23 protein-coding genes and 1 pseudogene are annotated in these 24,256 nt (G+C 55.6%); 9 read left to right on the forward strand and 15 right to left on the reverse strand.

Annotation, left to right across the window (positions count from 1 at the left end):
• Nucleotides 1-492: 492 nt before the first annotated feature.
• The 4 genes from FHW66_RS05605 to FHW66_RS05620 form a co-directional block, all read right to left on the reverse strand.
• Complete coding sequence (locus tag FHW66_RS05605) at nt 493-1,845, reverse strand: cytochrome c (protein WP_183378785.1); 1,353 nt, start codon at nt 1,843-1,845, stop codon at nt 493-495.
• 1 nt (nt 1,846) lies between these two features.
• On the reverse strand, nt 1,847-3,619 hold the full coding sequence (locus FHW66_RS05610; protein WP_183378786.1) for a GMC family oxidoreductase: 1,773 nt from the start codon (nt 3,617-3,619) through the stop codon (nt 1,847-1,849).
• A gap of 26 nt (nt 3,620-3,645) precedes the next feature.
• The gene (locus FHW66_RS05615) at nt 3,646-4,353 is read right to left on the reverse strand and encodes a gluconate 2-dehydrogenase subunit 3 family protein (RefSeq protein ID WP_183378787.1); all 708 of its coding nucleotides are present in this window, start codon (nt 4,351-4,353) and stop codon (nt 3,646-3,648) included.
• Between the two features lie 252 nt (nt 4,354-4,605).
• The gene (locus FHW66_RS05620; RefSeq protein ID WP_183378788.1) at nt 4,606-5,511 is read right to left on the reverse strand and encodes a LysR family transcriptional regulator; all 906 of its coding nucleotides are present in this window, start codon (nt 5,509-5,511) and stop codon (nt 4,606-4,608) included.
• 248 nt (nt 5,512-5,759) lie between these two features.
• Between FHW66_RS05620 and FHW66_RS05625 the strand changes: the two genes are divergently transcribed.
• The 5 genes from FHW66_RS05625 to FHW66_RS05645 all read left to right on the forward strand — a co-directional run bounded on the left by FHW66_RS05625 (nt 5,760) and on the right by FHW66_RS05645 (nt 11,124).
• On the forward strand, nt 5,760-7,529 hold the full coding sequence (locus FHW66_RS05625; protein ID WP_183378790.1) for an adenine deaminase C-terminal domain-containing protein: 1,770 nt from the start codon (nt 5,760-5,762) through the stop codon (nt 7,527-7,529).
• Between the two features lie 196 nt (nt 7,530-7,725).
• The gene (locus tag FHW66_RS05630; protein ID WP_183378791.1) at nt 7,726-8,436 is read left to right on the forward strand and encodes a YitT family protein; all 711 of its coding nucleotides are present in this window, start codon (nt 7,726-7,728) and stop codon (nt 8,434-8,436) included.
• A gap of 164 nt (nt 8,437-8,600) precedes the next feature.
• Nucleotides 8,601-9,677: a porin gene (locus FHW66_RS05635; protein WP_183378793.1), complete on the forward strand. Its 1,077-nt coding sequence runs from the start codon at nt 8,601-8,603 to the stop codon at nt 9,675-9,677.
• A gap of 26 nt (nt 9,678-9,703) precedes the next feature.
• On the forward strand, nt 9,704-10,039 hold the full coding sequence (locus FHW66_RS05640) for a hypothetical protein (protein ID WP_183378794.1): 336 nt from the start codon (nt 9,704-9,706) through the stop codon (nt 10,037-10,039).
• Nucleotides 10,040-10,389: 350 nt separating this feature from the next.
• Nucleotides 10,390-11,124: a DNA/RNA non-specific endonuclease gene (locus tag FHW66_RS05645; protein WP_183378796.1), complete on the forward strand. Its 735-nt coding sequence runs from the start codon at nt 10,390-10,392 to the stop codon at nt 11,122-11,124.
• Nucleotides 11,125-11,155: 31 nt separating this feature from the next.
• On the opposite strand, the gene FHW66_RS05650 is transcribed toward FHW66_RS05645, so the two are convergent.
• From FHW66_RS05650 to FHW66_RS05665, 4 genes are all read right to left on the reverse strand, one after another.
• Nucleotides 11,156-11,839, reverse strand: coding sequence for a methionine ABC transporter permease (locus tag FHW66_RS05650; protein ID WP_221196906.1), 684 nt, complete (start codon nt 11,837-11,839; stop codon nt 11,156-11,158).
• Nucleotides 11,790-12,968 (reverse strand): methionine ABC transporter ATP-binding protein, encoded by a 1,179-nt coding sequence (locus FHW66_RS05655; RefSeq protein ID WP_183378797.1) that lies wholly within the window; start codon nt 12,966-12,968, stop codon nt 11,790-11,792. Before FHW66_RS05655 ends, FHW66_RS05650 begins: the two co-directional genes overlap by 50 nt.
• A 43-nt stretch (nt 12,969-13,011) precedes the next feature.
• A complete protein-coding gene (locus FHW66_RS05660) occupies nt 13,012-13,818 on the reverse strand; it encodes a MetQ/NlpA family ABC transporter substrate-binding protein (protein ID WP_183378798.1) in 807 nt (268 codons plus the stop codon).
• A gap of 78 nt (nt 13,819-13,896) precedes the next feature.
• Nucleotides 13,897-14,712, reverse strand: coding sequence for a MetQ/NlpA family ABC transporter substrate-binding protein (locus tag FHW66_RS05665; protein WP_183378799.1), 816 nt, complete (start codon nt 14,710-14,712; stop codon nt 13,897-13,899).
• 96 nt (nt 14,713-14,808) lie between these two features.
• Between FHW66_RS05665 and FHW66_RS21190 the strand changes: the two genes are divergently transcribed.
• Nucleotides 14,809-15,057, forward strand: a complete 249-nt coding sequence (locus tag FHW66_RS21190; protein ID WP_183378800.1) for a hypothetical protein — start codon at nt 14,809-14,811, stop codon at nt 15,055-15,057.
• Here the strand turns inward: FHW66_RS21190 and FHW66_RS21195 are convergent.
• From FHW66_RS21195 to leuC, 6 genes and pseudogenes are all read right to left on the reverse strand, one after another.
• Nucleotides 14,983-15,171 (reverse strand): annotated as a pseudogene (locus tag FHW66_RS21195) (alkanesulfonate monooxygenase); the annotation flags it as partial. The gene FHW66_RS21190 and the pseudogene FHW66_RS21195 overlap by 75 nt on opposite strands.
• A gap of 121 nt (nt 15,172-15,292) precedes the next feature.
• A complete protein-coding gene (locus FHW66_RS05680; protein WP_183378801.1) occupies nt 15,293-16,543 on the reverse strand; it encodes an acyl-CoA dehydrogenase family protein in 1,251 nt (416 codons plus the stop codon).
• A 10-nt stretch (nt 16,544-16,553) separates the two neighbouring features.
• Entirely contained in the window at nt 16,554-17,780 is a 1,227-nt protein-coding gene (locus FHW66_RS05685; RefSeq protein ID WP_183378802.1) for an acyl-CoA dehydrogenase family protein, read from the reverse strand.
• A gap of 119 nt (nt 17,781-17,899) precedes the next feature.
• Nucleotides 17,900-19,222, reverse strand: coding sequence for a 2-hydroxycarboxylate transporter family protein (locus FHW66_RS05690; protein WP_183378803.1), 1,323 nt, complete (start codon nt 19,220-19,222; stop codon nt 17,900-17,902).
• Between the two features lie 51 nt (nt 19,223-19,273).
• The gene (gene leuD / locus FHW66_RS05695) at nt 19,274-19,906 is read right to left on the reverse strand and encodes a 3-isopropylmalate dehydratase small subunit (protein ID WP_183378804.1); all 633 of its coding nucleotides are present in this window, start codon (nt 19,904-19,906) and stop codon (nt 19,274-19,276) included.
• Nucleotides 19,899-21,338 carry a 3-isopropylmalate dehydratase large subunit gene (gene leuC, locus FHW66_RS05700; RefSeq protein ID WP_183378805.1) on the reverse strand — a complete coding sequence of 480 codons (1,440 nt, stop codon included), beginning with the start codon at nt 21,336-21,338 and terminating at the stop codon, nt 19,899-19,901. Before leuC ends, leuD begins: the two co-directional genes overlap by 8 nt.
• A gap of 130 nt (nt 21,339-21,468) precedes the next feature.
• Between leuC and FHW66_RS05705 the strand changes: the two genes are divergently transcribed.
• The 3 genes from FHW66_RS05705 to FHW66_RS05715 all read left to right on the forward strand — a co-directional run bounded on the left by FHW66_RS05705 (nt 21,469) and on the right by FHW66_RS05715 (nt 23,894).
• Nucleotides 21,469-22,374, forward strand: a complete 906-nt coding sequence (locus FHW66_RS05705; protein WP_183378806.1) for a LysR family transcriptional regulator — start codon at nt 21,469-21,471, stop codon at nt 22,372-22,374.
• 416 nt (nt 22,375-22,790) lie between these two features.
• Entirely contained in the window at nt 22,791-23,450 is a 660-nt protein-coding gene (locus tag FHW66_RS05710; RefSeq protein WP_183378807.1) for a thiopurine S-methyltransferase, read from the forward strand.
• Between the two features lie 3 nt (nt 23,451-23,453).
• A complete protein-coding gene (locus FHW66_RS05715; RefSeq protein WP_370543412.1) occupies nt 23,454-23,894 on the forward strand; it encodes a hypothetical protein in 441 nt (146 codons plus the stop codon).
• A 68-nt stretch (nt 23,895-23,962) separates the two neighbouring features.
• Here the strand turns inward: FHW66_RS05715 and FHW66_RS05720 are convergent, their stop codons facing one another.
• Complete coding sequence (locus tag FHW66_RS05720) at nt 23,963-24,109, reverse strand: hypothetical protein (protein WP_183378809.1); 147 nt, start codon at nt 24,107-24,109, stop codon at nt 23,963-23,965.
• Nucleotides 24,110-24,256 lie beyond the last annotated feature (147 nt).

Below are 24,256 nucleotides of genomic sequence, written 5' to 3' on the forward strand. Positions count from 1 at the left end.
CCAATCCCAAACCGAGCCAGGCCACCTTACCCCTGACTTGACCCTATCCCACAAAGCAGTACCGACGCTTTCAAGCAATCAGCGCAGCTATTTATTTTAACTAGAATACTTAAGCGGAAGACAGTCATCCCACCTCAAACAGGCGACACCGGGAGTACCGTCCGCAATGGAACAAAATCCGTTCCACAATCAAGCGGAACCGAAGTCCCAGCCATCCCGCTGATCGTCACGTCACGCGCAGATGAAGCCATCAGGCTGGATGTAAAACTCACCGCTTCCGGCCCAAGGAAAAATGGGTTGCCGCAGGAAGCTGTTCTGGAGCACCATTGCGGCCGCGGGAAAATGTCGGTGGCGTTGCGTCGAGGACGACATTGTCTAGCGCTATCTCAAGCGAATTCCGATATCCTGCATCATCAAACCCGGCAAATGTCAGCTGGCCGCCGCCCCATTTTGCGCTTCCTACAACATGCAGGTCGCTGAATATGTTCATTGTTAACGGTGCACCAACAAGGGCGCAGCGCCGAGTTTGGTCCGCAGGCTGGCGACATCTTTATCAGACACAGCAGATGCGGCATTCCCCCATGTATTGCGGACATAAGTGGCAATGGCTGCCGCATCGACATCGGATAATTTCCAGGCAAAGGCTGGCATCTGCGCACTCGTGGGATTGGTCTGCGTCGCTGCCCCTCTGCCGCCGAGCAAGATAGCACGAATCAGGTTATTGGCACCCGGTGCCTGCGCGCCAGGACTATTGGCCAGCGATGCCACCATGGCATCCACACCCTGCCCATTGCTGGCATGGCAGGCGGCACAATTGACCTGAAACAGTTGATGGCCCAGCAGCATCGTCTGATCCGTTTGTGCCAGCGGAGCCGGTGCGGTCTGCCCGGAGCCGGGCAGACTCTTCAGATAGACGGCAATTGCCTTGAGATCATCCTGATTCAGGTATTGCGTCGAATTGCTGACGACTTCCCCCATCGAACCAGCGGCCACACTGCTACGGTTACCGCCATTGTGAAGATAATTGACGGTCTCCTGTACGTTCCAGCTGCCGATACCAAGATACGTGTTGCCACTGAGTTCAGGCGCATGCCAGCCTTCGAGATCATTGCCAAGCAAGTAATCGTTGTTGGCACCTAACAGATTCTTGCCGCTATGGCAGGCGGCGCAATGGCCGACACCATCGACCAGATAAGCACCACGATTCCATTGCACCGATTTGGCCGAATCGGGCTTGAACGGTGAGGGATTAAAGAACAGCAGATTCCAGCCAAACATCAATTGCCGGATATTGAAGGGGAATGGCAACTGCGTCGGTGGTGCAGCTTCCGGTACCGGCGGGATGCTCTTCAGGTATGCAAAGATATCCTTGATATCCTGATCTGATATCACGGCATACAGGTTGTAAGGCATGGCGGGATAAAGCAGTTTGCCGTGCGGCGCTACACCCTGCTTGATGGCGCGTATAAATTCCTCCTCGCTCCAGCTGCCGATGCCATGTTCTTTGTCTGGCGTGATATTGCTCGACACGATCACGCCAAAAGGAGTCGCCATGCGTAAGCCACCCGCAAAATCCTTGCCTCCCTGAACGCTATGGCAGGCAATACAATCTGCTGCCTGCGCCAGGTATTTACCACGTTGCACGGTGTCTTTTGAGCCGCCATGCGCCAGATCATATTGTGTGACCTGATCAAGCAAGGCCGTATCGGCTACCGTGCTGTTACGCTGCGCGCTTCTCCATTGCATCAAGCCCAGCAACACAATCAGCGCCAGCACGAAAAGCGCCACCACATACTTGACCCATCGCCTGCTTGTTGAAGGGGGCTTGTTTTGTGTCGTCACCATGTCACACCTTCACCAAGGGTCCTGGGGATTTGAGATATTGCTCACGGATTGCCTGTGCGGCATGCAAGGTCAGTGCGGCGACGGTTCCTGTCGGGTTATAGCCACCATTATTGGCAAATGCCGACGCACCACACACAAAGGTATTCGGAACATCCCAGCTCTGCAGATACTTGTTGACCGCACTGGTGCGTGGGTCATCGCCCATGCAGGCACCACCTGTGGTGTGTGAGGAGAGATTGGTCATCGGTGTATATGGCTCGGCCGTCGGTTCGCTGCGATGTTTGGTTTCAACCCCGAGTGCATCGGCCATGTCCATGGAACGATCAGCCATGAATTTACCGATGCGCTTGTCGTTTTCATTCCAGTCAAAGGTAACGCGCAGCAGCGGACGACCATGGCGATCCTTGTAGGTCGGATCGAGATCGAGGAACACATCACGGTGCGGATAACTGTTGCCCATGACATAGATCGAGTTGTAGTTCTGGTAGGCCTTCTGATAGGCCTTTTTCCATTCCGCCCCCCATTGCGGCGTCCCGGGCGGCACGCCGCCGGTCAACCCGATAGGACGACCACCGGTGGAATGAATCAGCAAGGTGCCGCCACCGATGAAATCTTCTTTGCTATGGTCGAAATTATCACCATTGAAATCATCAACCGCCTGTGCCAGCGCACCGGCACCGATGAATGGATTGAGGGTTTCATTCTTGAACCAGATTGATGCACCCGAAATGGTCTGATAGGCATAATTGCGCCCCACCACGCCCTCTCCAGTCGTGTGATCGTAAGGCTTGCCGATCCCCGACAAAAGCATCAGGCGCACATTGTCGAACTGATAGGCCGACAGCACCACGATGTCGGCAGGTTGCTCCCATTCTTGTCCTTCGTTGTCGATAAAAGTGACACCGGTGGCCATTTTTTTATCGGCCGTCAGATTCACCTGCAGCACTTCCGCGTTGGGAATAACGCTAAAATTCTTGCGCATCATCAGCGCCGGTAATACGCAGGCTTGCGGGCTACTCTTGGACCAGTTACCGCAACCGAAGAATTCGCAGTAACCACAATACGTGCACGGTGCCATCTTCACACCAAGGGTATTGGTGTATGCACCGGAGGTATTACCCGCAGGGACCGGGAAGGGATGCCAGCCGAGACTTTTGGCGGCTTTGTCAAACAGCAGTGAGGCTTGGGTACGGGCCAGTGGTGGCAAAGGGTAATCACGTTGACGCGGCCCTTCAAAAACATTGCCGCCATCGATTTTGTTGCCACCAATATTACCGGCCTTGCCGGAAGTGCCGGCTATGCGCTCGAATTTGTCGTAAAAATGTTCCAGCTCGTCGTAGGTAACACCCCAGTCCTGCACCTGCAAACCCTCGACGAATCGTTTCTTGCCATATTTCTCGATGGTGTGGCTGTAGGTAACAAAATCAGTCGGCAGGAAGCGCCAGGTCATGCCGTTCCAGTGCGATCCCGCCCCACCGACACCCCAGCCGAACTGATAGGTGTTCATCTCACGCAAAGGCAAAGCCTCTTGCGAGGGCTTGTTGCGGAAGGTCATGGTCTCCACGCTCAACGGTTGCAACAACTCTCGCCGGCGAGCATAGCGCAATTCATCGGTATCGATGGTGGTGGGAAAGTCAGTACTGGTGTCGCGCCATGCGCCGCGTTCGATCGCCACCACGTTCAGGCCGGCGTCGGTCAGTTCATTGGCCATTAATGATCCTGCCCAGCCTAAACCAACGATCACCGCATCCACTTTGGGCCGTTTATTCGCCATGCAGCACTCCCGAGTGATAGTGAAATTTACGATTGTTTGCGAATAAAGCTGACCGGTTGAATATCCAGTTTTTTGCCGGGTTGATTGAGGTAATCGCGGAAGTCGTACTGGGCTCCGGGAAAACCGACCAGCTTCCAGCCCGCCATGTCTTTGTTGCCGCCATAAATGGGATCGGCAAAGTAGCCTTCACGGACGTTCCACAACACCAGATTGAAGAAGAGTTTGGCATCCACGCCATCGAGGGCGAGGCTGCCAGCTTCCCACTGATTGATCAAGGCATCCTGTTTGTCTGGTGACAGCTCGACAAATCGCTTGCCCTGGTATTGTCCGCGTACCGCCTTGTCCAGAGCAGCGAGTCCGACACGCCAGCGCGTTGCCGGGCCGTCCTTGAACTGTGGCCCGGCTTGCGGCAGACCTTGCTTGAGTGGACCGTCGAGATAGAGATAGCTTCCCTTGCCATAGTCGCCGGCTAACTGGGCATCTATGAAGACGACACAGCCGGCTTCTTTCGCGCCGATACTCAGTTCGTCAGCAGGAATCAGACGCTCGGCAATGGCCTCTGCCAAGGCAGCTTCATCGGTGGTGAAAAATTTCCAGCCATCGGCAATGACCGGCTGTGGTGGACTGGCGGGCGGCCCATTCCATGGCATCCCGCCCCAGATCACTTTGGCTTTGGCTATCACCGCCGTACCTGCCAGAACGGCCAGAGTGAGCAGGAAATAACGTCTGCGCATGAAGTACCTCGTTTGATAATGGATGAAAGCAACTGCTTGGGAAGTTACTTGACCGCAATACAAAACCAATACTGCATATTCTTAGCAATGTCGGCCCTGACCTGCCAGTGATACTGGCCCATATCGACCAGCGAAATGCCACGTAGCATTTATATTAGCGGCAAGTTGAGCAGATTGTGCTTTTTGCGTCGTCGGGCAACAACAATCAATCCAGAAAACAGGTAAGCAAGTTTAACGTCCTGTGCCAACACCTTATCCGCCGCTGGTGGCCCTGAGCACGCCCATTATCTCTTCTGCCAGCAACAGACTGGCCAAGCCATGTTCGCGCTTCGCCCGGCGCACCAGCGAGAGCACATTCTTGCTGAAGGCGCGGTCGCGAATCTGCCGATACACCAATGTCTCCTGCCGGTATTCCTCGGCAATATCAAACTTGCTAAGAAAGGCAATGCCATCGCCGTTGGCCGCCAGTCGCTTCATGGTTTCGATCGAGTTGGTGCTGAACGCAGGCTCGCAAGGCAAGCCCGCCTCCGCAAAGGTGTCTGCGACGATGCCATGCATGAGCATGGAGCGATCAGCGAAGATCAGTGGATACGGCGTGCAATACGCCAGCGGCACCGATTCCATGCGTGCCAGCGGATGCATCGGTGCCAGCACTGCACCCAGCGTGGTATCCATTTCCCAGAGACACTCCAGCTGCGGCGAAGGAGGCAAATTAAAACTCAGTCCCAGATCGGCATCGCCATTGACCAGTGCATCATGGATCTCGCGCATGAACATGACGCGGATCGTGATCTTGATGTGCGGATGCTGTGCCCCAAAACTGGCTGCCGCAGCCGAGGCAATGCCGCTGGCCAGCCCCGTCAGCGTGGCAATGATCACCTCACCTTTTGCCATGGTTTTGAGGTCACGGATTTCGGCTTCCACCTGACGGTATTCGAGCATAGTTCTGCGCACATGGGCGAGCAGAATCTCGCCCGCGGCTGTCAGCCGCAAACCACGTGGCAGGCGCTCAAACAACTGCTCGCCAATCTCTTCCTCCAGCTGTAGCAAATGTTTGTTGATGGCCGACGGCGCGATATGCAGTTTCTCGCCGGCAGCACGGATGGAGCCGGAACGGGCCACTTCATCAAGATAACGCAGCAGTCTGGAATGCAACATGGTTGTCCCCATTGAGTTCGGCTTATCGTACTCGAAAAGTGCACACTCCGAGCAAAAAATGGTTCTTTTTAGAAGCACTCACTTCGGTTTTAATGGCATCAGTCGTGATCGTTGATGACTGAATCGACAACCGGATAAACACGGATTCTGGCGTCAGGGCTTCGCCCCGGCTGCCAGCGATGCTGTCAAGTCAGTTGGTTCGGTGCGGCATGCAGCAAACAAAACTATTTGATGAAAGTGAGACAGCCATGTATCAAGAAGTCAGTGAAAGAAACGTCACCGCAGCTGGTCAAGAAGGTCTGGTTGCAGAACATTACGACAAAGTGCGCGCCATTTTCGAGGTGCTCAACGGCAAACGGGAGGCCGATCTGCTCCTGAAGAATTTGAATATCCTCGATGTCCACAGCGAGTCTGTGTATCAAGGGTCAATTCTGGTGTATGACCAACGCATCATTGCCTTGAATCCCAATGAAACCGAGATCAAGGTACGGCAGGTGTTCGACGGTCAGGGCTTGTATGCGATCCCCGGGCTGATCGACGCACACGTCCACTTCGACGCGCAATTGGCACACCCAGCCGCCTTTGCCGAAGCCATCGTCCCTTGCGGTACTACCACCATCTTTTCCGAATGCCTCGACTTTGTCAGCGCTGCTGGCCCTGAAGCAATTCCGGCGACCGAGCAACTGTTCAAAAACCATGAGCGCCTGCCTTACCGCGTTTATGCCTTTGCACCGGGCAAAAAGACCTCAGTGGAAGTCACCGATGCCCTGCTGAAGATGGAGCCGGTGATCGGTCTCGGTGAGCTGGCGCATCTGACCTACAGCGTCGGTAACGATGATGATTTCCGCAAATCGGCGCTGGGCCGGGCCAAGGGTGGCTTCATGAATACCCATTGGGGTGTGACCACGCTGTCAGAAATGATGTTGAATTACATGCCCGCCATCGGTGCCTTTGCTAACCACGACGTCTGGAAAGAAGACGATATCGAAAAAAGCGTGCGCTATGGCTTGCAGACTCAGATCAAGTTTGGCGTCGGCAGCCCGGAAGTGATCAAGATCATGCTGCGCGCTATCGTCAAACGGCGCTGGCCGGCAGAGAACTTTCAGCTCTGTGCCGATAATATCTCGGTCGACCGGCTCCTGACCAAGGGACATATGGACTGGATCGTCTCCCTGTGTGCCGAGATGGGGATTGATCCGATCAAGGCGATCAAGATGGCCACCCTGTACACTGCGCGGGCCTTCCGCATGGATAACAAGATCGGCTCACTCACACCGGGACGTTTTGCCGACATCGTGCTGACCGATAGCCTGTCGAAGATCAATCCGCGTTTTGTTTTCAAGGATGGCGAGCTGGTGGCGCAGGATCGCAAAATGCTCAAGCAGTCTGATCTGGATTATTCCGGCATGGCCAAAAAACCAGTGCCGGGACTGGTCGATCTGACGCCGCAACAACTCGATCTGACACCATTGGAAATCTCTGCCGATGGCAAGCAGGCCAAGGTCTATCTGTTTGACGTCTATGGCCGCGGCCATGAAAAGTTCTTCCAGGAAGTCTGGGTACCGTACCAGGATGGCAAGGTGGTGCCGGAAATCAACGGCGTCAGATACAACCGTATCACGGTCGTGCAGCGTTATGCCAAGGACAAGCGCCATGTGGTCAATGGCCTGTTCAAGGGCGTCTTCGTAGACCGTGGCGCAGTAGCCACCTTCTGGCCCGCACCGAAGGCTTACTTTGTCGCTGTCGGTCAGGACAGTGCCGACATGTGTTACAGCCTCAAGCAGGTCGACGCCTATGCCGGCGGTTGCGTGGTGACCGAGAACCAGCGGGTCAAAGCAGTATTACCGTTGGAGATTTATGGCGTCATGGCCAACATGAACCTGACTGATCTGATCACGGCCACTCGCAGTATCGATGCCGCGCTGGAGGAACTGGGCAACCGCAATGAAGGTGAACCGGTGGTCAACAAATTGCTGACCCTGTTTATTTCACTCGATCGCTTCGGTTTTATGGCGTAATACCGATGCCATAGGAGAAAACCGGCCAGTGTGCTCACCTTTCACTGGCCGGAGGCATCATCCCTTGCGACAGCCGACGACAATGTTGACGCGAGGGAGCGAGCAAACACCAATACAGTGAGGCAAGATCAGGCAGCCCAACGCCATCACATAACAGCAAAACAGCAAAAACAGCAGGAAGACACGAGGAGCGATCATGGCACACCACGCAGGGGAAGCAGAAGTCATCGATACCGGTAGTCTGAAACGACGCTGGATCACCTATCTCGCCGGCATTTACATTCTGACCTTCGGCCTGAGTCTGGCCATCAGAGCCGACATCGGCATTTCACCGCAAAGCAGTCTGACCCGCTCGATGACACTGGTGTACCCGCCGCTGACGCAGGGCACCTACAATTTCATGCTGGAGATGTTCATGCTGTTGCTAACCTATCTGGTCGCCCGCAAGGACTTCAGGCTCAGCAACTTCGCCTCCCTGATCCCCGCATTCGTCCTGGCCGCCTGTCTGGATGTGAATTTGATGCTGACCAAATCGATCCACTTGCAAAGCTATTCTCTGCGCCTGCTGCTGTTGACGATTGGTGATGCCGCGCTGGCGCTTGGCTTGTTTCTGATGATTCGCGCCAACCTGGTGCTGATGCCGATCGACATGTTCGTCAACACCGTCTTCAAACGGACCGGGCGCAAATGGGGCGATATCAAGACCACCTTTGACTGTAGCTTGCTGCTGCTCAGTGCAGTGATCGGTTTGCTGTTTCTGGGTGGCCCCAAATTCATCCGTGAAGGCACCTTCATGAATGCGATTCTGGTCGGGCAATATATCAAGCTCTATTTTTACCTGTTCCACAAAGCCAAAGCCGCCTTCGGCACCCACCAACGCCAGACGCTGGAACGACAATCGTCGTAGTCACGCAGCTGGATCACACCACTACCGATAAGCGATAGGCGATAGACGACAGATACCGCCTTCGTCAGCACCTCAACCTTCGGTAACCACTACACCATTCCCGCCTTTCTCCCCAACCAGGGGGAAGGCATTCCATCGTCCAATTTTTTTAAAGAGGATTTGTCATGCGCAAGAAACAGGCTTGTCTTACCCCCTTCTACCGTATTTTCTGGCTGCTGGCGTTGTGTCCCCCTATCGGCTACTGCGCTGCGGCGCAGGCGCAATCAAGCGTACAGCTATACGGCATCGTCGATGCCTGGGTAGGAAGCCAAAAAACACCGGGTGCAGCATCCAGCTGGCAGCAAGGCGGCGGTGGTATGTCTACCTCGTTCTGGGGTATGGGTGGGCAGGAAGACCTTGGTGGTGGCTATAAAACAAGCTTTGTGCTGGAGGGCTTTTTCCGTCCGCAAAATGGTGCCTATGGTAGCTTTAATGGCGATACGTTTTTATCGCGCAATGCCTATGTCAGCCTGACCGCACCGGCGGGTACCATCGCCCTTGGGCGGCGCAGCAGCCTGTTGTATCTGCAGTCCTGTGAGTTCAACCCGTTTTATGCCTCGTTCACGTTCTCGCCCACCATCGTCCAGCTATATTCCGGCCTCGGCACCTACCCGACCTACAAAACCGATCAGGGACTCGTCGGTGGCACCTCCTGGAGCAACGCCGTCGCCTACTACTCACCAGACATGGGAGGATTCTCCGCCAATGCCATGTATGCATTCGACGACAGCACCATCGCCGGCAAACAGATGGCGCTGCAAGCGTCGTACAAGAATGGCCCGTTGGCTGCGGGTGCTACCTACCAATATGCCAGCTTCAATTCTTCCGCGGCTGATCTGACCAACCTGATCAGCAGCATGCAAAGCCAGAGCGCGACCCAGCTCGCCACCTCCTACGATTTCACAGCAGTCAAACTGTATGCGCAATACACGCTGACCAACAATACTGTTCTCAATAAAAGCTACCACGTCAATGTCTGGGAGACTGGCGTGGCGGTGCCACTCGGCGCCGGTAAAATCCTGGCCGCCTACGGCTACTCACGTGATGCCGGTGGCCTCGATCAGACCCGGCAAACAGTCTCGTTCGGCTATGACTACGCGTTGTCCAAGCGTACCGATGTGTATGCCATGTATCTGCAAGACCATTACGCTGCCATCGGTTCTGGACGGACGGTCGGCGTCGGTATCCGGACCCGGTTCTGAGAGGGAAGACCGAGCTCGTCATCCTGATGCGCTCGGTAAAACCAGATAAAAAGGAGGCCCGATTTAAACCTCGATTCAGGTATCTCAACGGTCGTGAGGAAAAATTCGCCAACTTCATTGAACTCACCCGCGACGTCAGTGCAGGCATTCCCTCTTGCCTGCATATCATTTACGCCTGCGAGCTGGTCAATGAGCTCAATCAGGATGCCGACATTGATGCTGATTCAGCAGCGCGGGCGGCGTCATCGATTGGAAAATCCGATAGCGCCAACTTGTATCGCCTCTCGCTAGCAGCAGCGACGATGCTGCGTGATGTGTCCGAGGAACATATCGCGCAGCTCAACAAGTTTTGGGATGAGTAAATAATTAACGAAGGAAGGGGCTTGCACGGTGCTTGTTACGACCGTGCTAGTGACGCCGTTGCCCCGTTGATGTCTCTCGTTGCTCATCGACTTTATCCACAGATTTTGTGGATATGCCTGTGGAAAACCTTCTACACACACACTTCAAAGCCAATTCTGTAGCGGGTTTCCGCGAATACCCCCTTCCGTGCCAAGCCGAATCAACACCCTGTCGTCCTGTGAATAACGCGCAAATCAGCGCGCAAACGCCTGCGTAGGCATTTCTATGGCGTTGCAGCGACACAAGAACTGATCTATCACCTAGAATTCGTACCTTTCCGATAGACAAATAAAAAAATACAGGTTTCAACATGTTCAAAAAATGGGGTGTCTCTCTGCTGTTTGCCGTCAGTTCTTTTGCGTCGGCGCAAAAAATCGACTTCACGCAATGTCCACAATTCTTCGCCAATGGTGCGCCGCCGGTCGTGCGGGAGATTCAGCAGTGGCAACCGCGCGCACTCTGCTTTGACGCATTCGCGGTCATGCACGCGGGAAAAACCAAGACCCCGCTCTATGTCGCAGAGCGCCTCAACCGGGCGCAATTGAACGATGCGCTGGATGAGAAGCGCACCAACCGCTTCTACCCTGAAGCCCGACTCCCCTTCGCCGAGCGCTCACAACTCGATGACTACCGCGCCAGTGGTTATGACCGTGGCCATATGGCTCCTGCGGCAGATATGCCGACGGCGCAAGCAATGGCGCAGTCGTTCTCGCTGGCGAACATGGTGCCGCAGGCACCGGTCAATAATCGTAAATCCTGGGCAGGCATCGAACGTGCAACCCGCAATTACGCAATGCGGGCAGCAGGCGATGTGTATGTGATCTCGGGACCGGTGTTTGCGCCAACACCTGCGACGATTGGCGATGGCAAAGTGGCAGTACCGGCGTATCTGTTCAAGCTGGTGTTTGATGCAACGACCAAACGCGCCTGGGCGTACTGGATACAGAATACGGATGAGGCAAAGGCTGGCAAGCCGATCTCCTATGCGGAGCTGGTTAAGCGCACCGGGACCGACTTCCTGCCCGGCGTTGCTGGAGTGCAGTAACAGCGCGTGTCAGGCTGCTTTTACCGTCAACTCACCGACCACGCAGCCAGCGTACATAGCGGTCACCAATAACCTGTACCACGGTCACCAGCACAATCAGCACCGCAATCACGATCAGCATGACCTGTGTGTCGAAGCGCTGGTAGCCGTAACGGATCGCCAGATCGCCTAAGCCGCCTGCGCCGACAGCACCGGCCATGGCCGACGAGCTGATCAGGGCAACCAGCGTGATGGTGAAACCACCAATGATGCCGGGGAGCGCCTCGGGCAGGTAGACGTGGCGGACGATGTCCCATTTTTTGCAACCAAGCGCCTGTGCGGCTTCGATGAGACCGGGATCAACCTCGCGCAGGCTGACCTCGACAATCCGCGCAAAGAATGGCGTGGCACTAATCGCCAGCGGTACGATGGCGGCCCAGACACCGATGGTGGTGCCAGCAACGAGGCGGGTAAACGGGATCAGCGCGACTAGCAGAACAATAAAAGGGGTTGCTCGAAAACCATTGATCGCCCCGCCAAGCAGCCGGTGGGTGCGCGGTGAGGCAAGGAAGCCTCCGGGTGCTGTGACAATCAATACGATCGCCAGCGGCACACCGGCGAGCAAGGCAACCGCACCGGAGATACCGACCATCATCAGCGTGTCCAGCAGCGCGTTCCAGTAGCGGTCAATGGAGATAGTCAGGTTCAGCAAGATATCCAAGCTCCTTGATGTCATGTGCAATGGCTTGCGGGCCTTGCGTCAGGGTTGTCCAATCCGCAGCGTTGGCGGTGCTTTGCAGGGCAATCAGTAACTGCCCCTGGGTATGACCTTGAATCCGGTCGACTCCACCATGCAGCAAACGCACCTTGCCACCGAGTGCTTCGGCAATGCGCGGGAAATCGGGCTCCAGTCCGTCGGCGCCGCGATAGATCAATTGCAGCACACGGCTGGTACGTCCTGCTGGTTTGTCGTTCAGGAGAGATTGTTGCAGGTCATCTGGCAAACCATGTTGCAGTGGCGCCAGCAGGGCTTGAGTGGCGGCGTGCGTTGGATTGCCAAAGACTTTCCAGACCTCACCATGCTCGACAATGCGCCCTTGTTCCAGCACCAGAACCTGATCGGCGATCTCGCGGATGACGCTCATCTCGTGCGTGATCAATATGATGGTGATCCCCAGCTGGCGATTGATGTCACGCAGCAGTTGCAGGATGGCGTGGGTGGTTTCGGGGTCGAGTGCCGAGGTTGCTTCGTCACATAAAAGAATCTCCGGGCCGCTGGCCAGCGCACGGGCAATACCGACGCGCTGCTTTTGTCCACCCGAGAGGCGGCTGGGATAAACGTCAGCCTTATCCTGCAGGCCAACCAGCGCCAGCAGCTCACGCACCCTGATGTCGATCTGGGCCTTGGCAACACCGGCTACCCTCAGCGGCAGCGCGATATTGTCATACACCGTTTTGGCCGAGAGCAGGTTGAAGTGCTGAAAAATCATGCCGATGCGTCGGCGCAAGTCCACCAGTTGCGCATCATCGAGCGTAGCGATATCGATCTCATCGACCAGCACCTGTCCTTGCGTTGGCTGTTCCAGCCGGTTGATCGTACGCAGCAGGCTGGACTTGCCTGCCCCGCTGCGCCCGATGATGCCAAAGATGCTACCGGGCGAAATCTCAAGACTGATGTCTGCCAACGCCTGCACTGATCGCCCCGACGACTGGTAGGTTTTGCCGACATTGCGAAAGGCAACTGCGCCACGTGCAGTGGCTGTGTCATTCGCCGCAGTGGGTGAGGCGCGATGCAACGTTCGCGCCTGCGTCTCCTGCACGGCAGGGCTGTGCAGAGACTGCCTGGCGGTAATTGAGAGTGCCATCCGGTGTTTCCTTGTAAAGTGGTCTGACTGGATTGCTGCTGGATTACTGCTTGAGCCAGGCCAGCGTGTACAGGCGTTTGTCGTTGGCAAAGGCGCGGTCGATATCGGCCCTCACCGCAGGAGAGTTCTGGTAGATACGGATAAATTTTTGTACCACCGGGTCCTGTGTACGGCTGGCCTTGACCACGAACTGAATGGAAAAGCGTGCATCTTCAATGCCCGAATACGCCAGACCACTGGACGGATTGAATGCCTTGGCTGCCACGATGAAATGCGGATAGCCCTGTGCGATGTCGACATCAGGTGTGATACGTACCAGCTGTGGTCCTTCGACTTCGACGAAGCTGAGTTTCTTGGGGTTCTCGACAATATCGTTGATGGTGCCAAGATAGCCAACGTTCGGCTTGAGCTTGATCAGGCCGACACTTTGCAGCAGCAACAGGCCACGCCCCTGGTTGACCGGGTCGTTGGCGATCCCCACTTTACCGCCCTGCGGTACCTCGGCAATCGCTTTGTGCTTGAGTGAATACAGACCGACGTTGGCGAGAATGCCGGTGCCGGCGCTGGCGAGCTTGTAGCCATTTTGCTTGATGGCGTTGTTGAGGAAAGGCTGATGCTGGAAGTAGTTGATATCCAGATCCCCTGAATCGACGGCGACGTTTGGTGTGGTCCAGTCAGTGAATTCAACGACATCAACATCAATCCCCTGCGCCTTGGCTTCCTTGGCAGCAGCAACGATCGAGTCGGCATAGGCACCGGGCACCACGCCGATGCGCAGTTTGTCAGCCGCATGGGCACTGAAGACGGACAAGGCCGTCAGCGAAATGGCGAACAGATGGGAAAGCTTCATGAACAACTCCAGAAAACAGATAAAACGGTCAAGGGGAAAGACAGTGGAAATGCAGCTAAAAAAGCCGCTATCAGGCGATTACTTCTTTTGCCATGCCAGACTGTAGAGCCGCTTGTCGTTGACATAGAGCGCGTCAATCTTGGCCAGTACGGCAGGTGACTCCTGATAGATCTTGATGAATTTCTGAATCCGTGGATCGTTGACTTTATCGGCGCGGGCGACGAAGACGATCGCGTATTGCAGATCATCCACGGTCGAATACTGCAAGCCGCTCTTGGCAATATCAGGACGACCGGCGGCGACGAAATGGGCTGGATAGCCTTGCGCGAGGTCAACGTCATCGAGTGCTCGCACCAGTTGTGGCCCTTCGATTTCCTTGAACTGGAGTTTCTTGGGGTTGCTGACAATATCAGCCAGCGTGGCCTTGCTGCCGATGCCTGGCTTGAGTTTGATCAGACCGGCACGCTCTACCAGCAGCAGACCACGGCCTTGATTGACAGGATCATTCGCTACTGCAACAGTCGCGCCGTCTTTCAGATCGGACAGTGTCTTGATATGAGACGAGAACAGACCAATGTTTGGCAGCACGCCATAGCCAGCCTTGGCAAACTTGTAGCCGCGATCACGGATGGCGTTTTCCAGGAAAGCGGAATGCTGGAAGTAATTCAGATCGAGATCGCCAGACTGCAGTGCAACGTTTGGAGTGGTCCAGTCTGTCATCTCGACGACACGCACTTCCAGACCTTGCTTTTTGGCTTCACGCGCGGCCACTTCGACAGAGTCGTTCAGTACGCCCGGGGTGGTACCAATGGTTAATACCTGAGCATGAAGTAGCGTAAAAGAAAGACTGATGGAAGCGGCAAGGATAAAACGGGAGAGAGTTTTTGCGTGCATGGCCTGATCGGTAAATGAAGTCCGTTCATTGCGCAGGCAATCGCCTTATAGGCCATGCCTGCTGCAATTCGATCTACAACTTTAGCATCGCGATCAATGGCTTACTACGAAGTAAAAAGTACATGGATATCCATTTTTTTCATGTACTTGAAGGCATCCAATCCGCTTCAGGATGCCGACGTCGCCGCAGTAGCGCGCACATCAAATGCCCCACCAGTAAATGAGTGCTGGCGAATCGTCACTGGCTGCTTACCCGGCAACAAGGGGTTACTGGCCTACCGAGGCCATGGACTTGAAGTTTTGTTGCGCCTGCGCGATGTCTTCGTCGGTGAGGTGGCTGATTAACGCTTCGGCAGCAGCCCAGGTTTGCACTTCGGTCTCGCGCACGATCACCTGAAAGCGCACGCCAAAGCGCACCGTACGACCAAGCTGCGCAGCACGCTTGGCAGCCTTGATATCGAAATATCAACCTTCAACATTCACGGTCTTGCCGTCAAACAGGTCGCGCCATATCGTCAGAAATTCGTCGGCGGCTGGGGTTGACGCAGCGCTGTCTTGCTGGCGCGGCTTGGCGTGCGCGTTAAACGGGTACGGCTACCGGTTCAGTTTGCTGAGCAATGATATTGACGACTTCACCGGACTGGGTCGACAGGCTCTGTCGGATGTTGCTGGCAGCATCTTGTGCCAGACGCGACAAGACCATGTCATCGTGCGGCGGATTAAAGAGGCCGCAGCGTACATCCCGCAGCAGACGCTCCAGCGGCAGCTCGCGTGACAGGCTGTGACCGCCGACGATCTTCATGGCCAGATCGACCACATTGGCAGCGTGGTTGGTGACGACCGATTTGACGATCCCGACTTCGTTATCGAGGCGGTGACGAATGTGCTCGTAGCGCTCCCAGCGGTCGGCCAGACCATAGAGCAGGTTTTTGGCAGCGCCGATCTGATACTCAATCTCGCCGATTCGCTGCTGAACCTGTGGCAGGTCCAGAATCACGCCGGGTGCGTTGCTGGCTGGATGGGCCGCGGCAAATTGCAACGCAAAGCGCCGTGCCGCCTGCGCCACACCAAGGTAGACCGCAGCAATCTGGAGACCAAAAACGCGGCTGCCGGTGGTAAAGCTGCTGGCCTTGCCGGGTTCGATCGTGTTAGCCAGCGCGCTTGCGGGGACAAACACATCGTCGAAGGCGATGTCATGACTGCCGGTACCGCGCATGCCGAGCGTATTCCAGCTCGGGATAATGCGAACTTGCTCATGGATGGGAACGATGAATTCGCCAGTCCTTTGTTGCTCTTCGATCCAGGCGTAGACGACGGCTTGTCGAATTTCTGGGGCACCGGAGCAAAACGCCTTTTGGCCGCGCAGGCGATAGCCACCATCGACCCGCTTGGCAACGGTAGTAGGACGCCCGCCGCGCAATAAATTGCCGCCTTCGCGTTCGGTGACGAGAATATTGATCAGGTGGCCTTTTTCGACAACATCACGGCACAGCTGCTCAAAATTGGCGCGTGACCATTTCAGGTCGAAGCTGAGATAGGCAAATGCCATCAGATGCCAGCCCAATGTCAGCGCGGTTGCCGCGCTGCCGCTGCCGAGCCGCTCCTGAAAAAGCAGCAAACCATACAGTGACTGCCCCTGCCCGCCCAGTTCACTTGGCAGTGTCAGCGTCAATGCACCCCGCTCGCGCAAGAAGGCGAAATGCGCATGCGGAAAGGCACCGCTCTGGTCCACCTCGGCGGCGGTGAGCGCCAACTCCTGTGCCAATTCGTCGGCATAGCGGGCAATTTCTATGTCACCGGCATGGCGCAATGTGGTGTCGAGATCAGACATGACAGCTCCTTCAGAACAGGCCGGAGGTTGGCGGCAACTGGTCTTTGAGGTAGTAGGCACCAACGACCGCTGCCTTCCAGTCACGTGGATTGTGATTGGTGACCGTGCGGGCGTTGCGCCAATGGCGATCCAGATTGTGCTTGCGCGACGTGGCAGATGCACCGGCAACATCGAATAAGGCTTGTGCGCCATCCAGCGCGGCAGCGGCGGCGATATATTGGGCTTGGGCGACGTCAATTGAAGCGGCAACCACAGCGTCATTGTCGAGCCCGGCAGCCCAGGCGGCATCAATCTTGTCGGCCGCTTGCAGCACTGCTGCACGGGCGGCGAATGCCTGTGCCGAGATATGGCCGACACGCAACGTGACATACGGATCGTCGACCGATTTCTGCGCACTGCTGTGCTTGATCGGGCGTGCCACATGGCGGGTGAATTCAATCGCGTCATGCAAGACGTTACGGGCAATGCCGGCCAAAGTTGCCGCCAAAAACAATTGAGCAAATGGCGTGACAATAGTGCGCTGCGCCTTGCCATCGCGGTATTGCGGATTGCGCACCAGCTCATTCGCATTAACACGCACGTTGTTGAGCCGGGTAGTGCCGCTGGCGGTCAGGCGCTGGCCCATGGCATCAAAATCGTCGACCAGCTCAACGCCTTCACGATCACTGGGGATGATGAAGCGGGTTTCCTGATCCTGCTCGTTGAGGGCGGTGATGGTCAGCCAGTTGCTGTACAACGAGCCGGTGCTGTAATACTTGCTGCCATTGACGCGGAAATGATCTCCCTCGGCGACGATGCGGCTGCTGATGGCGCCATTGGCACCACCAATTTCCCAACCGGCATTGCCGACAAATTCACCGGCCAGATAGTGCTTGGCCCAGTGCTGACGAGCAGCCTCGTCATCACCGGCGAGCAGGCCTTCCAGATACAGATAGGCAGGCCGCAAGCTCTGCGCAATATTGGAGTCTGCTGCGGCGACATCGATGAGCCAGTCGATCACATCACGTACCGAAGCACCAGGGCCACCATAACGACGTGGCACGCGCAAGGCCAGCAGTTTGGCCTGCGCCAGTTCTTTGACTTGCTGGTACGGTAACTGACGCTCACTCTCGCGTGCCGAGGCACCCTTGGCAAACGCTGGCAGCAACGCACGGCCATGCTGCAACAGGGTCGGTAAATCAAGGGCAATCTGTGGGTTTCTGGATTCTGCGTGCTGCGTGTGTTGTGCCTGACTCATGGCGATGCGTCCCGGTGCGGATGGAAATATGCAGGCATCCTACCTAGTGACGCCGGTTACCGGCAAAGAACTAAACCGCATTTGGATATGACATTTTTGTTTTTCGCAGGAAATGCAGCTCAATGCAGCCATTTCATCAGCAGGGTCGCAATGACGACCATCACTGCGCCGCCAATACGCGTCGATATCTGAGCAAATGGCATTAGCTCCATGCGGTTGGAGGAGGATAAGATTGCGACGTCACCAGTGCCACCCAGCCCGCTATGGCAGGCGGTGACAATGGCTGCCTCAACCGGATACATGTTGAGCCATTTGCCGACAAAAAATCCCGACATCACCATCGCCAGTACCGTGACGACGCAAATGACGAAGTACGCCAGCGAGAAAGCGGCAATCAGTTTGTCCCATGAGACAAACAAGGTGCCGAGCCCGACCAGAATGGCAAACGTCAAATTGGTGGACATGAATTTGTACATCTGACTGGCACCCGCTTCCAGTGATGCCGGCAAGATCCGCAGTACCTTGAGCAATGCAGCGGCAATGATCATCAGAACTGGTCCGGGAATGCCGGTCAGTGGCGCCAGCAAGGCGCCCAGGGTGAACAAGCTGCAGCCTAGCAGGAGCCCTGCCCCCATCAGACGCAGATCGATAGCGGTATCGGGGTTTCGGTTGTTGAGTAGAAGCTGATCCTCGCCGGTACGTACCAGGGTGCCTTCGCCACTGTAGGCAGGATGTCTTTCACCGAATCGTTTAAGTACGCCACTGATCAGGATAGCGACGACGTTGCCAATCAAAGCTGCCGGGACCATGGTCGCGACCAGATGTGCTTGTGAGGTTGACATGATGTCGGCATAGGCAATCGATAATGGCAAAATTCCCTCGCCGATACCGCCGCCTAGAATCGGCATAACGATAAAGAAAAAGGTATGTTCGGGATCATAGCCAAACAGCAAACCTGCCAAACTGCCGGCGACGACAGCGGCGAGTGTACCGACCAGCAGCGGGACAAACATCTTGAGGAAGCCATCGATCAGAATCTTTCGCTCCATGCCGAGCATGCTGCCCGCAACCAGACAGGCAATGTAGAGATATTGGAGATTGGCCGTCTTCATGGTGGTGGTGATGGCATTCAATGTCACGCTGTCCATGACGCCATAGGCGAGCAGCGCCGAGGGCAGGAACAGGCAGAGAATTGCCGGCCCACCAATATCCCTGAAAAACGGAATGCGTCCTCCGATTTCTCCCAGTAACATCCCGGACAGCATCAACACGCCGATACCGCCGATCATGTCATTGGGGAGTCGCTTGGTGATGATCGCCAGCGCGGTGACGAGCGTTAGTGCGAAAAATACCGGTAGCGCCATGCCGCCGATGCGAATCTGAATCAGCTGTGCAAGGTGTGCGACCGCTGGCAGGCGTACGTGATTTGTGGAATGTTCCATTGTTGTCTCCTGAGGAAGTCATGCGATAGCTTGGGCGCTGCGGCGCCTCGTTTAAGCTTGTTGTAGTGGCAAATTGATGCGCATCCATGGATGTGCCGCGTGGTGGCGTGTTTCAAATGCGGCAATCGCGTCGCTGTCGCGCAGAGTCATGCCGATCATGTCGCGCCCTTCAATGAACATGCGCTTTTGTCGTTCTGGCAAGGCAAAGTGGTAAGTCGCCCCATCGGACGTCAACACAGATTGCGCTTGCACATCGATCGTGAGGAAGGATTGATCAGCGCGCGCCACACGTGCCATCAGTTCAGCGACGGTTTGTGGCTCCAGCATAATCAGCAGCAGCCGATTATTGAGTGCATTGAAATAGAAAATCTCGCCAAAACTGGGAGCAATCACCGCTTCAAAGCCGGCTTGTTGCAACCCCCACACAGCATGCTCACGACTGGAGCCACAACCGAAGTTGGTGCCGCCAATAAGGATGCGGGCATGCTGGTAGTGCGGCTGATTGAGGACGAATTCGGGCCTCGGCAACCCAGCACCATCCATACGCAGATCGTAGAGAAGCCCGCCAGCGAGCCCGCTCTTGTCAATACCCAGCAGGAACTGCTTGGGCATGATCTGATCAGTATCCAGATTATTCAGTGGCAGCGGTGCGGCGATACCTGCGACAGTATGTTGTTCAGACATATTCAATCTCCTTACGTACATCTACCAGATGACCTGCCAGCGCTGCGGCAGCGGCCATGACCGGGCTCATCAAATGGGTGCGTGCACCGCGTCCCTGACGTCCTTCAAAATTACGATTGGTCGTCGAGGCGCAACGCTGGCCGGGCTGGAGGATGTCGTCATTCATTGCCAGGCACATGGAGCAACCTGGTTGGCGCCATTCAAACCCGGCATCGCGCAAGGTTTGTGCAATGCCTTCGCGTTCGGCCTGTTCACGCACCCGCCCGGAACCGGGTACCACCATTGCACGCACCGAGGCGGCAACTCTACGTCCTTTTACAACGGCTGCGACCGCGCGCAAATCTTCGATACGGGCGTTGGTACAAGAGCCGATGAACACATGGTCAATCGGCAGCCCGGTCATTGCCTGGCCAGCCTCAAGCCCCATGTAGGTGAGCGCCTTGGTGGCGTTGGCGGCGTCCAGCGCAGTCGTCGATAAAGGAGGAATCTTGTTGTCGATGGCAATTGCCTGATCGGGGCTGGTGCCCCAGGTAACAAACGGTGCAACAACGCTGGCATCAAAGCAATGCCTTGCATCGTAGGTGGCATCAGCGTCGGAGCGCAGTGCCAGCCAGTCCTCGCTGGCTGTTGCAATCGCAGCGGGCGACATATCCTTGATCCGTGCCGAGACGTAATCAAGGGTGGTCTGGTCGGGAGCAATCAACGCGCCACGCGCGCCGGCTTCGACGGTCATGTTGCACAAAGTCATGCGCGCCTCGGCGGACAAGCTGGCGATGGCTGCGCCGCCATATTCAACGACATATCCCCGCGCACCTTGTGCACCGATTTTAGAGATGATATAGAGCACCAGATCCTTGGCAGTGGTGCCGCCGGGTAGCTGACCGTCAACTTGAATATGCATGTCGCGCGCCAGTCGGTAGATAAGGGTCTGCGTCGCCAGTACGTGCTCCACCTCTGAAGTCCCAATACCAAAGCCGAGGGCACCCAGTGCGCCGTAGGTCGTGGTGTGACTATCGCCACAGAGAACGACCATTCCCGGCCGAATCAGGCCGATTTCGGGAGCCACGACGTGTTCAATACCCTGCTCTCGGTCTTGCACATCAAACAGATGAATGCCATGCCGCTGACAATTGCGGGTGAAGTTGGCCGCCTGGTGGGCTGCGGCATCAATCATGATCGTGCGCTGTTGATGAGCGACCGGGTGCGTCGGAATAACGTGATCGACCACTCCCATCTGCTTTTCGGGACACCGCACCGGTAAATGCTTTTCTGCCAGACCAGCAAAGGCCTGCGGACTGGTGTACTCATTCATGATGTGCAGATCGGCATAGAGTGCGACGTGTTGCCCATCAATCTGGAACACCGTGTGGCTTGCCACGATCTTCCGATACATTGTTTGCTGCGTTTGATTCGTATGCTTGATTTGTTTCATTTCCTCTCTCCTGCTCTGCGACGGGGCGAGTTTGGATCGCCGTGATATTGCTGACGAGAAGAAGTTTAATTTGATAACAACAACGCCATAATGCATACTTATTGAATCTATTTTTCAATTTTATTTAATAATGAATAGCATTGCCGATCTGGAGTTTTTTACGCGATTGATTGCGCAGGGCAGCCTTTCGGCGTTGGCGCGCGAGCTTGGGATCACGCCCCCAGCGGTCAGTGCACGACTGGCACAATTAGAGAAGCGTCTCGGTGTGCGACTGCTCAATCGCACAACACGACAAATCGCCATGACGCAAGAAGGTGAAATGTATTTGCGTGCGGGATCCAAACTGTTGGTGGAAGTGCAAGAGCTTGAGCAACTGGTCTCAAGCAGCCGCGATATTCCGCGTGGGCTGTTGAAGGTAAACGCCACCTTCGGCTTTGGACGCCGCCACATCGTACCGGCCTTGTCAGCATTCACACATCAGTATCCGGCAGTCCAGGTTCAGCTGGACCTGACGGATCGGCCGTTGAATCTGGCCGAGTCGGCATTTGATGTTGGCATCCGCTTTGGCGATTTGCCTGACTCGCGCCTTGTCGCCAGAAAACTTGCCGTCAATCGGCGCTTTGTCTGCGCCGCCCCTGACTACCTCAAGGTGCATGGCATGCCAACTTCACCCGAGGATCTTCGCAGTCATCGCTGCATCGTGCTGCGAGAAAACGATAGCGCCTTTGGTACCTGGCATTTCAACAAAGGCAAACGCAATCAGACCGTCAAAGTGCACGGCGTCATGAGCAGTAACGATGGAGAAGCAACGCTACAGTGGGCGTTGCAGGGACATGGTGTATTGGCGCGATCAGAATGGGATGTTGGACAGTATCTCGATAATGGCACGCTGGTGCGCCTGTTACCGGATTGGTCGTTACCGTCGGCAGACATATACGCGGTCTACCCGGAACGACTCAATCTGTCCGCCAAGGTCAGGGTCTTCATCGACTTCCTTGAAGCCTTGTTGGCGCCCTTGCAGCAAGAACGACGGTAGCCGACTTATCCACTGTTTTTGTTGACAGGCTTGTGGATAAGTACACTGATATCTTGCTATATATTTGATTCTAAAAAGATTTATGAGTTTGCTCACAGACCGGCAAAGATAAGCGCTCCACAAACAAAAACGCCCCGCTAAAAGCGGAGCGTTTTATCAGTCATCCGACACGACAATCAAAGAAGTATATTTGAGAAGATTCGCAAACCCCTACATATCTTGTAGGTGGTCTGCTCGTTGAATCTGCTCAGGTATCCCCTCTCTAATGAGAGTTTGAATCTACAGCTTGCCAGAACGGAACTAGCATGGACAAATAATACACTCTTCTTGACTTAGTGCAAGTACTAAAAGCCAGCTATTTTTTAAGACTGCACTACAATACCGCTCTCACTGAACAGCAACCATAGAATCCATTCATGCACGCAGAATTCTGGCTTGAACGTTGGCGCGACGGGCGCACACACTTTCATCAGGACAAGGTCATGCCTTTGCTTCAAAAATACTGGCCTGTCCTCGGCTTGCCTGCTGGCAGTCAGGTACTGGTACCGTTGGCAGGCAAGTCGCTGGATATGCTGTGGCTGGCAGCACAAGGCCATCGTGTGTTGGGCATCGAGTTGTCAGAGGTCGCTGTGGAACAGTTCTTCAGCGAACATGGTTTGCATCCTGAAAAGCGCACCCTCCCCTTTGGCGTCAGCTATCACAGTGACAATATTGAGCTCCTCTGTGCCGATATTTTTGCAGTACCGCCGAGCGTCTTTGCCCAATGCGAAGCCGTCTATGACCGAGCTGCGCTGATTGCCCTGCCACCGGCCATGCGCGCGCAATATGCACAGCAGGTCTATGCGCAATTACCGCCGGGCTATCGCGGTATGCTGATCACACTCGATTATCCGCAGCAGCAGATGGACGGGCCACCGTTTTCGGTGCCTGATGCCGAAGTGCAAGCCTTGATGGCCGCGCATTCGCAAGCGATTGTGCTGGACCAGCGCGCGATCCTGGATAAGGAACCGAAGTTCTCCGAACGAGGTGTGACGCGGCTCGATACCCTGCTTTACCAGTTACAAGGCAAACGCTGAATGATGCACGACCCGACTCTTACCGCCAATCCGTCACCCGACGATGACAATGCCCAGCAGCCGACGCGGCCGTGGATCGTGCTAGCGACGACCTATGACGTGGAAGCCTGGATCGACAGCTACAACCGCGACTTGCAGCAAGCCGTCAAGAAGGACAATACCAAAGGCTATGGCATCTGCTTTTTGCTGGAACTGGGTGGAGAGATCTATCTGCATACCACTTCGGAAGGCGATATTCTGCTCGATGTGAGCGAAGAAGCAAGCTGGGCTGCGCCTGTCATCACTGCTGCGACGGGCGTCGCGCCGCCGTCAACTTCCATCTGGGCACTGCCCGGCGATACGTTGACACAACTGATATTGGGATTGAGTGGCCTGATCAGCGCGACACGGATTGTGGTCAGTCATGCCTACAAGACGCCGAAACATTGGCCGCAACAGTATTGAGGATCTGAGGCGGGATGCTTGTCTGTTCTGCGCCCGATTTGTCAGCGAGCGACAGAACAGACAGGGATTCAGTACGATGAGCCTTTGGGCTTGGTGTTGAGCTCACGACGCGCATCGGCATCTCGCTCGGACTTCTTTTCAAATTCGGTGCGCTCGCAGGCACAGACAACCAGTACGATACATGCGGCCAATGCCAGAACGAAAAAGCGTTTCATGATATTCCTCTGCGGTGTTACGGTAACGTGGTGGTCAGTTGACGCTTGAATACCCTCTCCTGCAGAGAGAAGTTTACTCTACGGCCATAACAACAGCAAACGACGCAACAAAAAATGGCGTGCCGAGCAAGCAATGGCGCACGCAAC

The sequence above is a fragment of the Herbaspirillum sp. Sphag64 genome (assembly GCF_014192645.1).
Classification (GTDB): domain Bacteria; phylum Pseudomonadota; class Gammaproteobacteria; order Burkholderiales; family Burkholderiaceae_D; genus Herbaspirillum.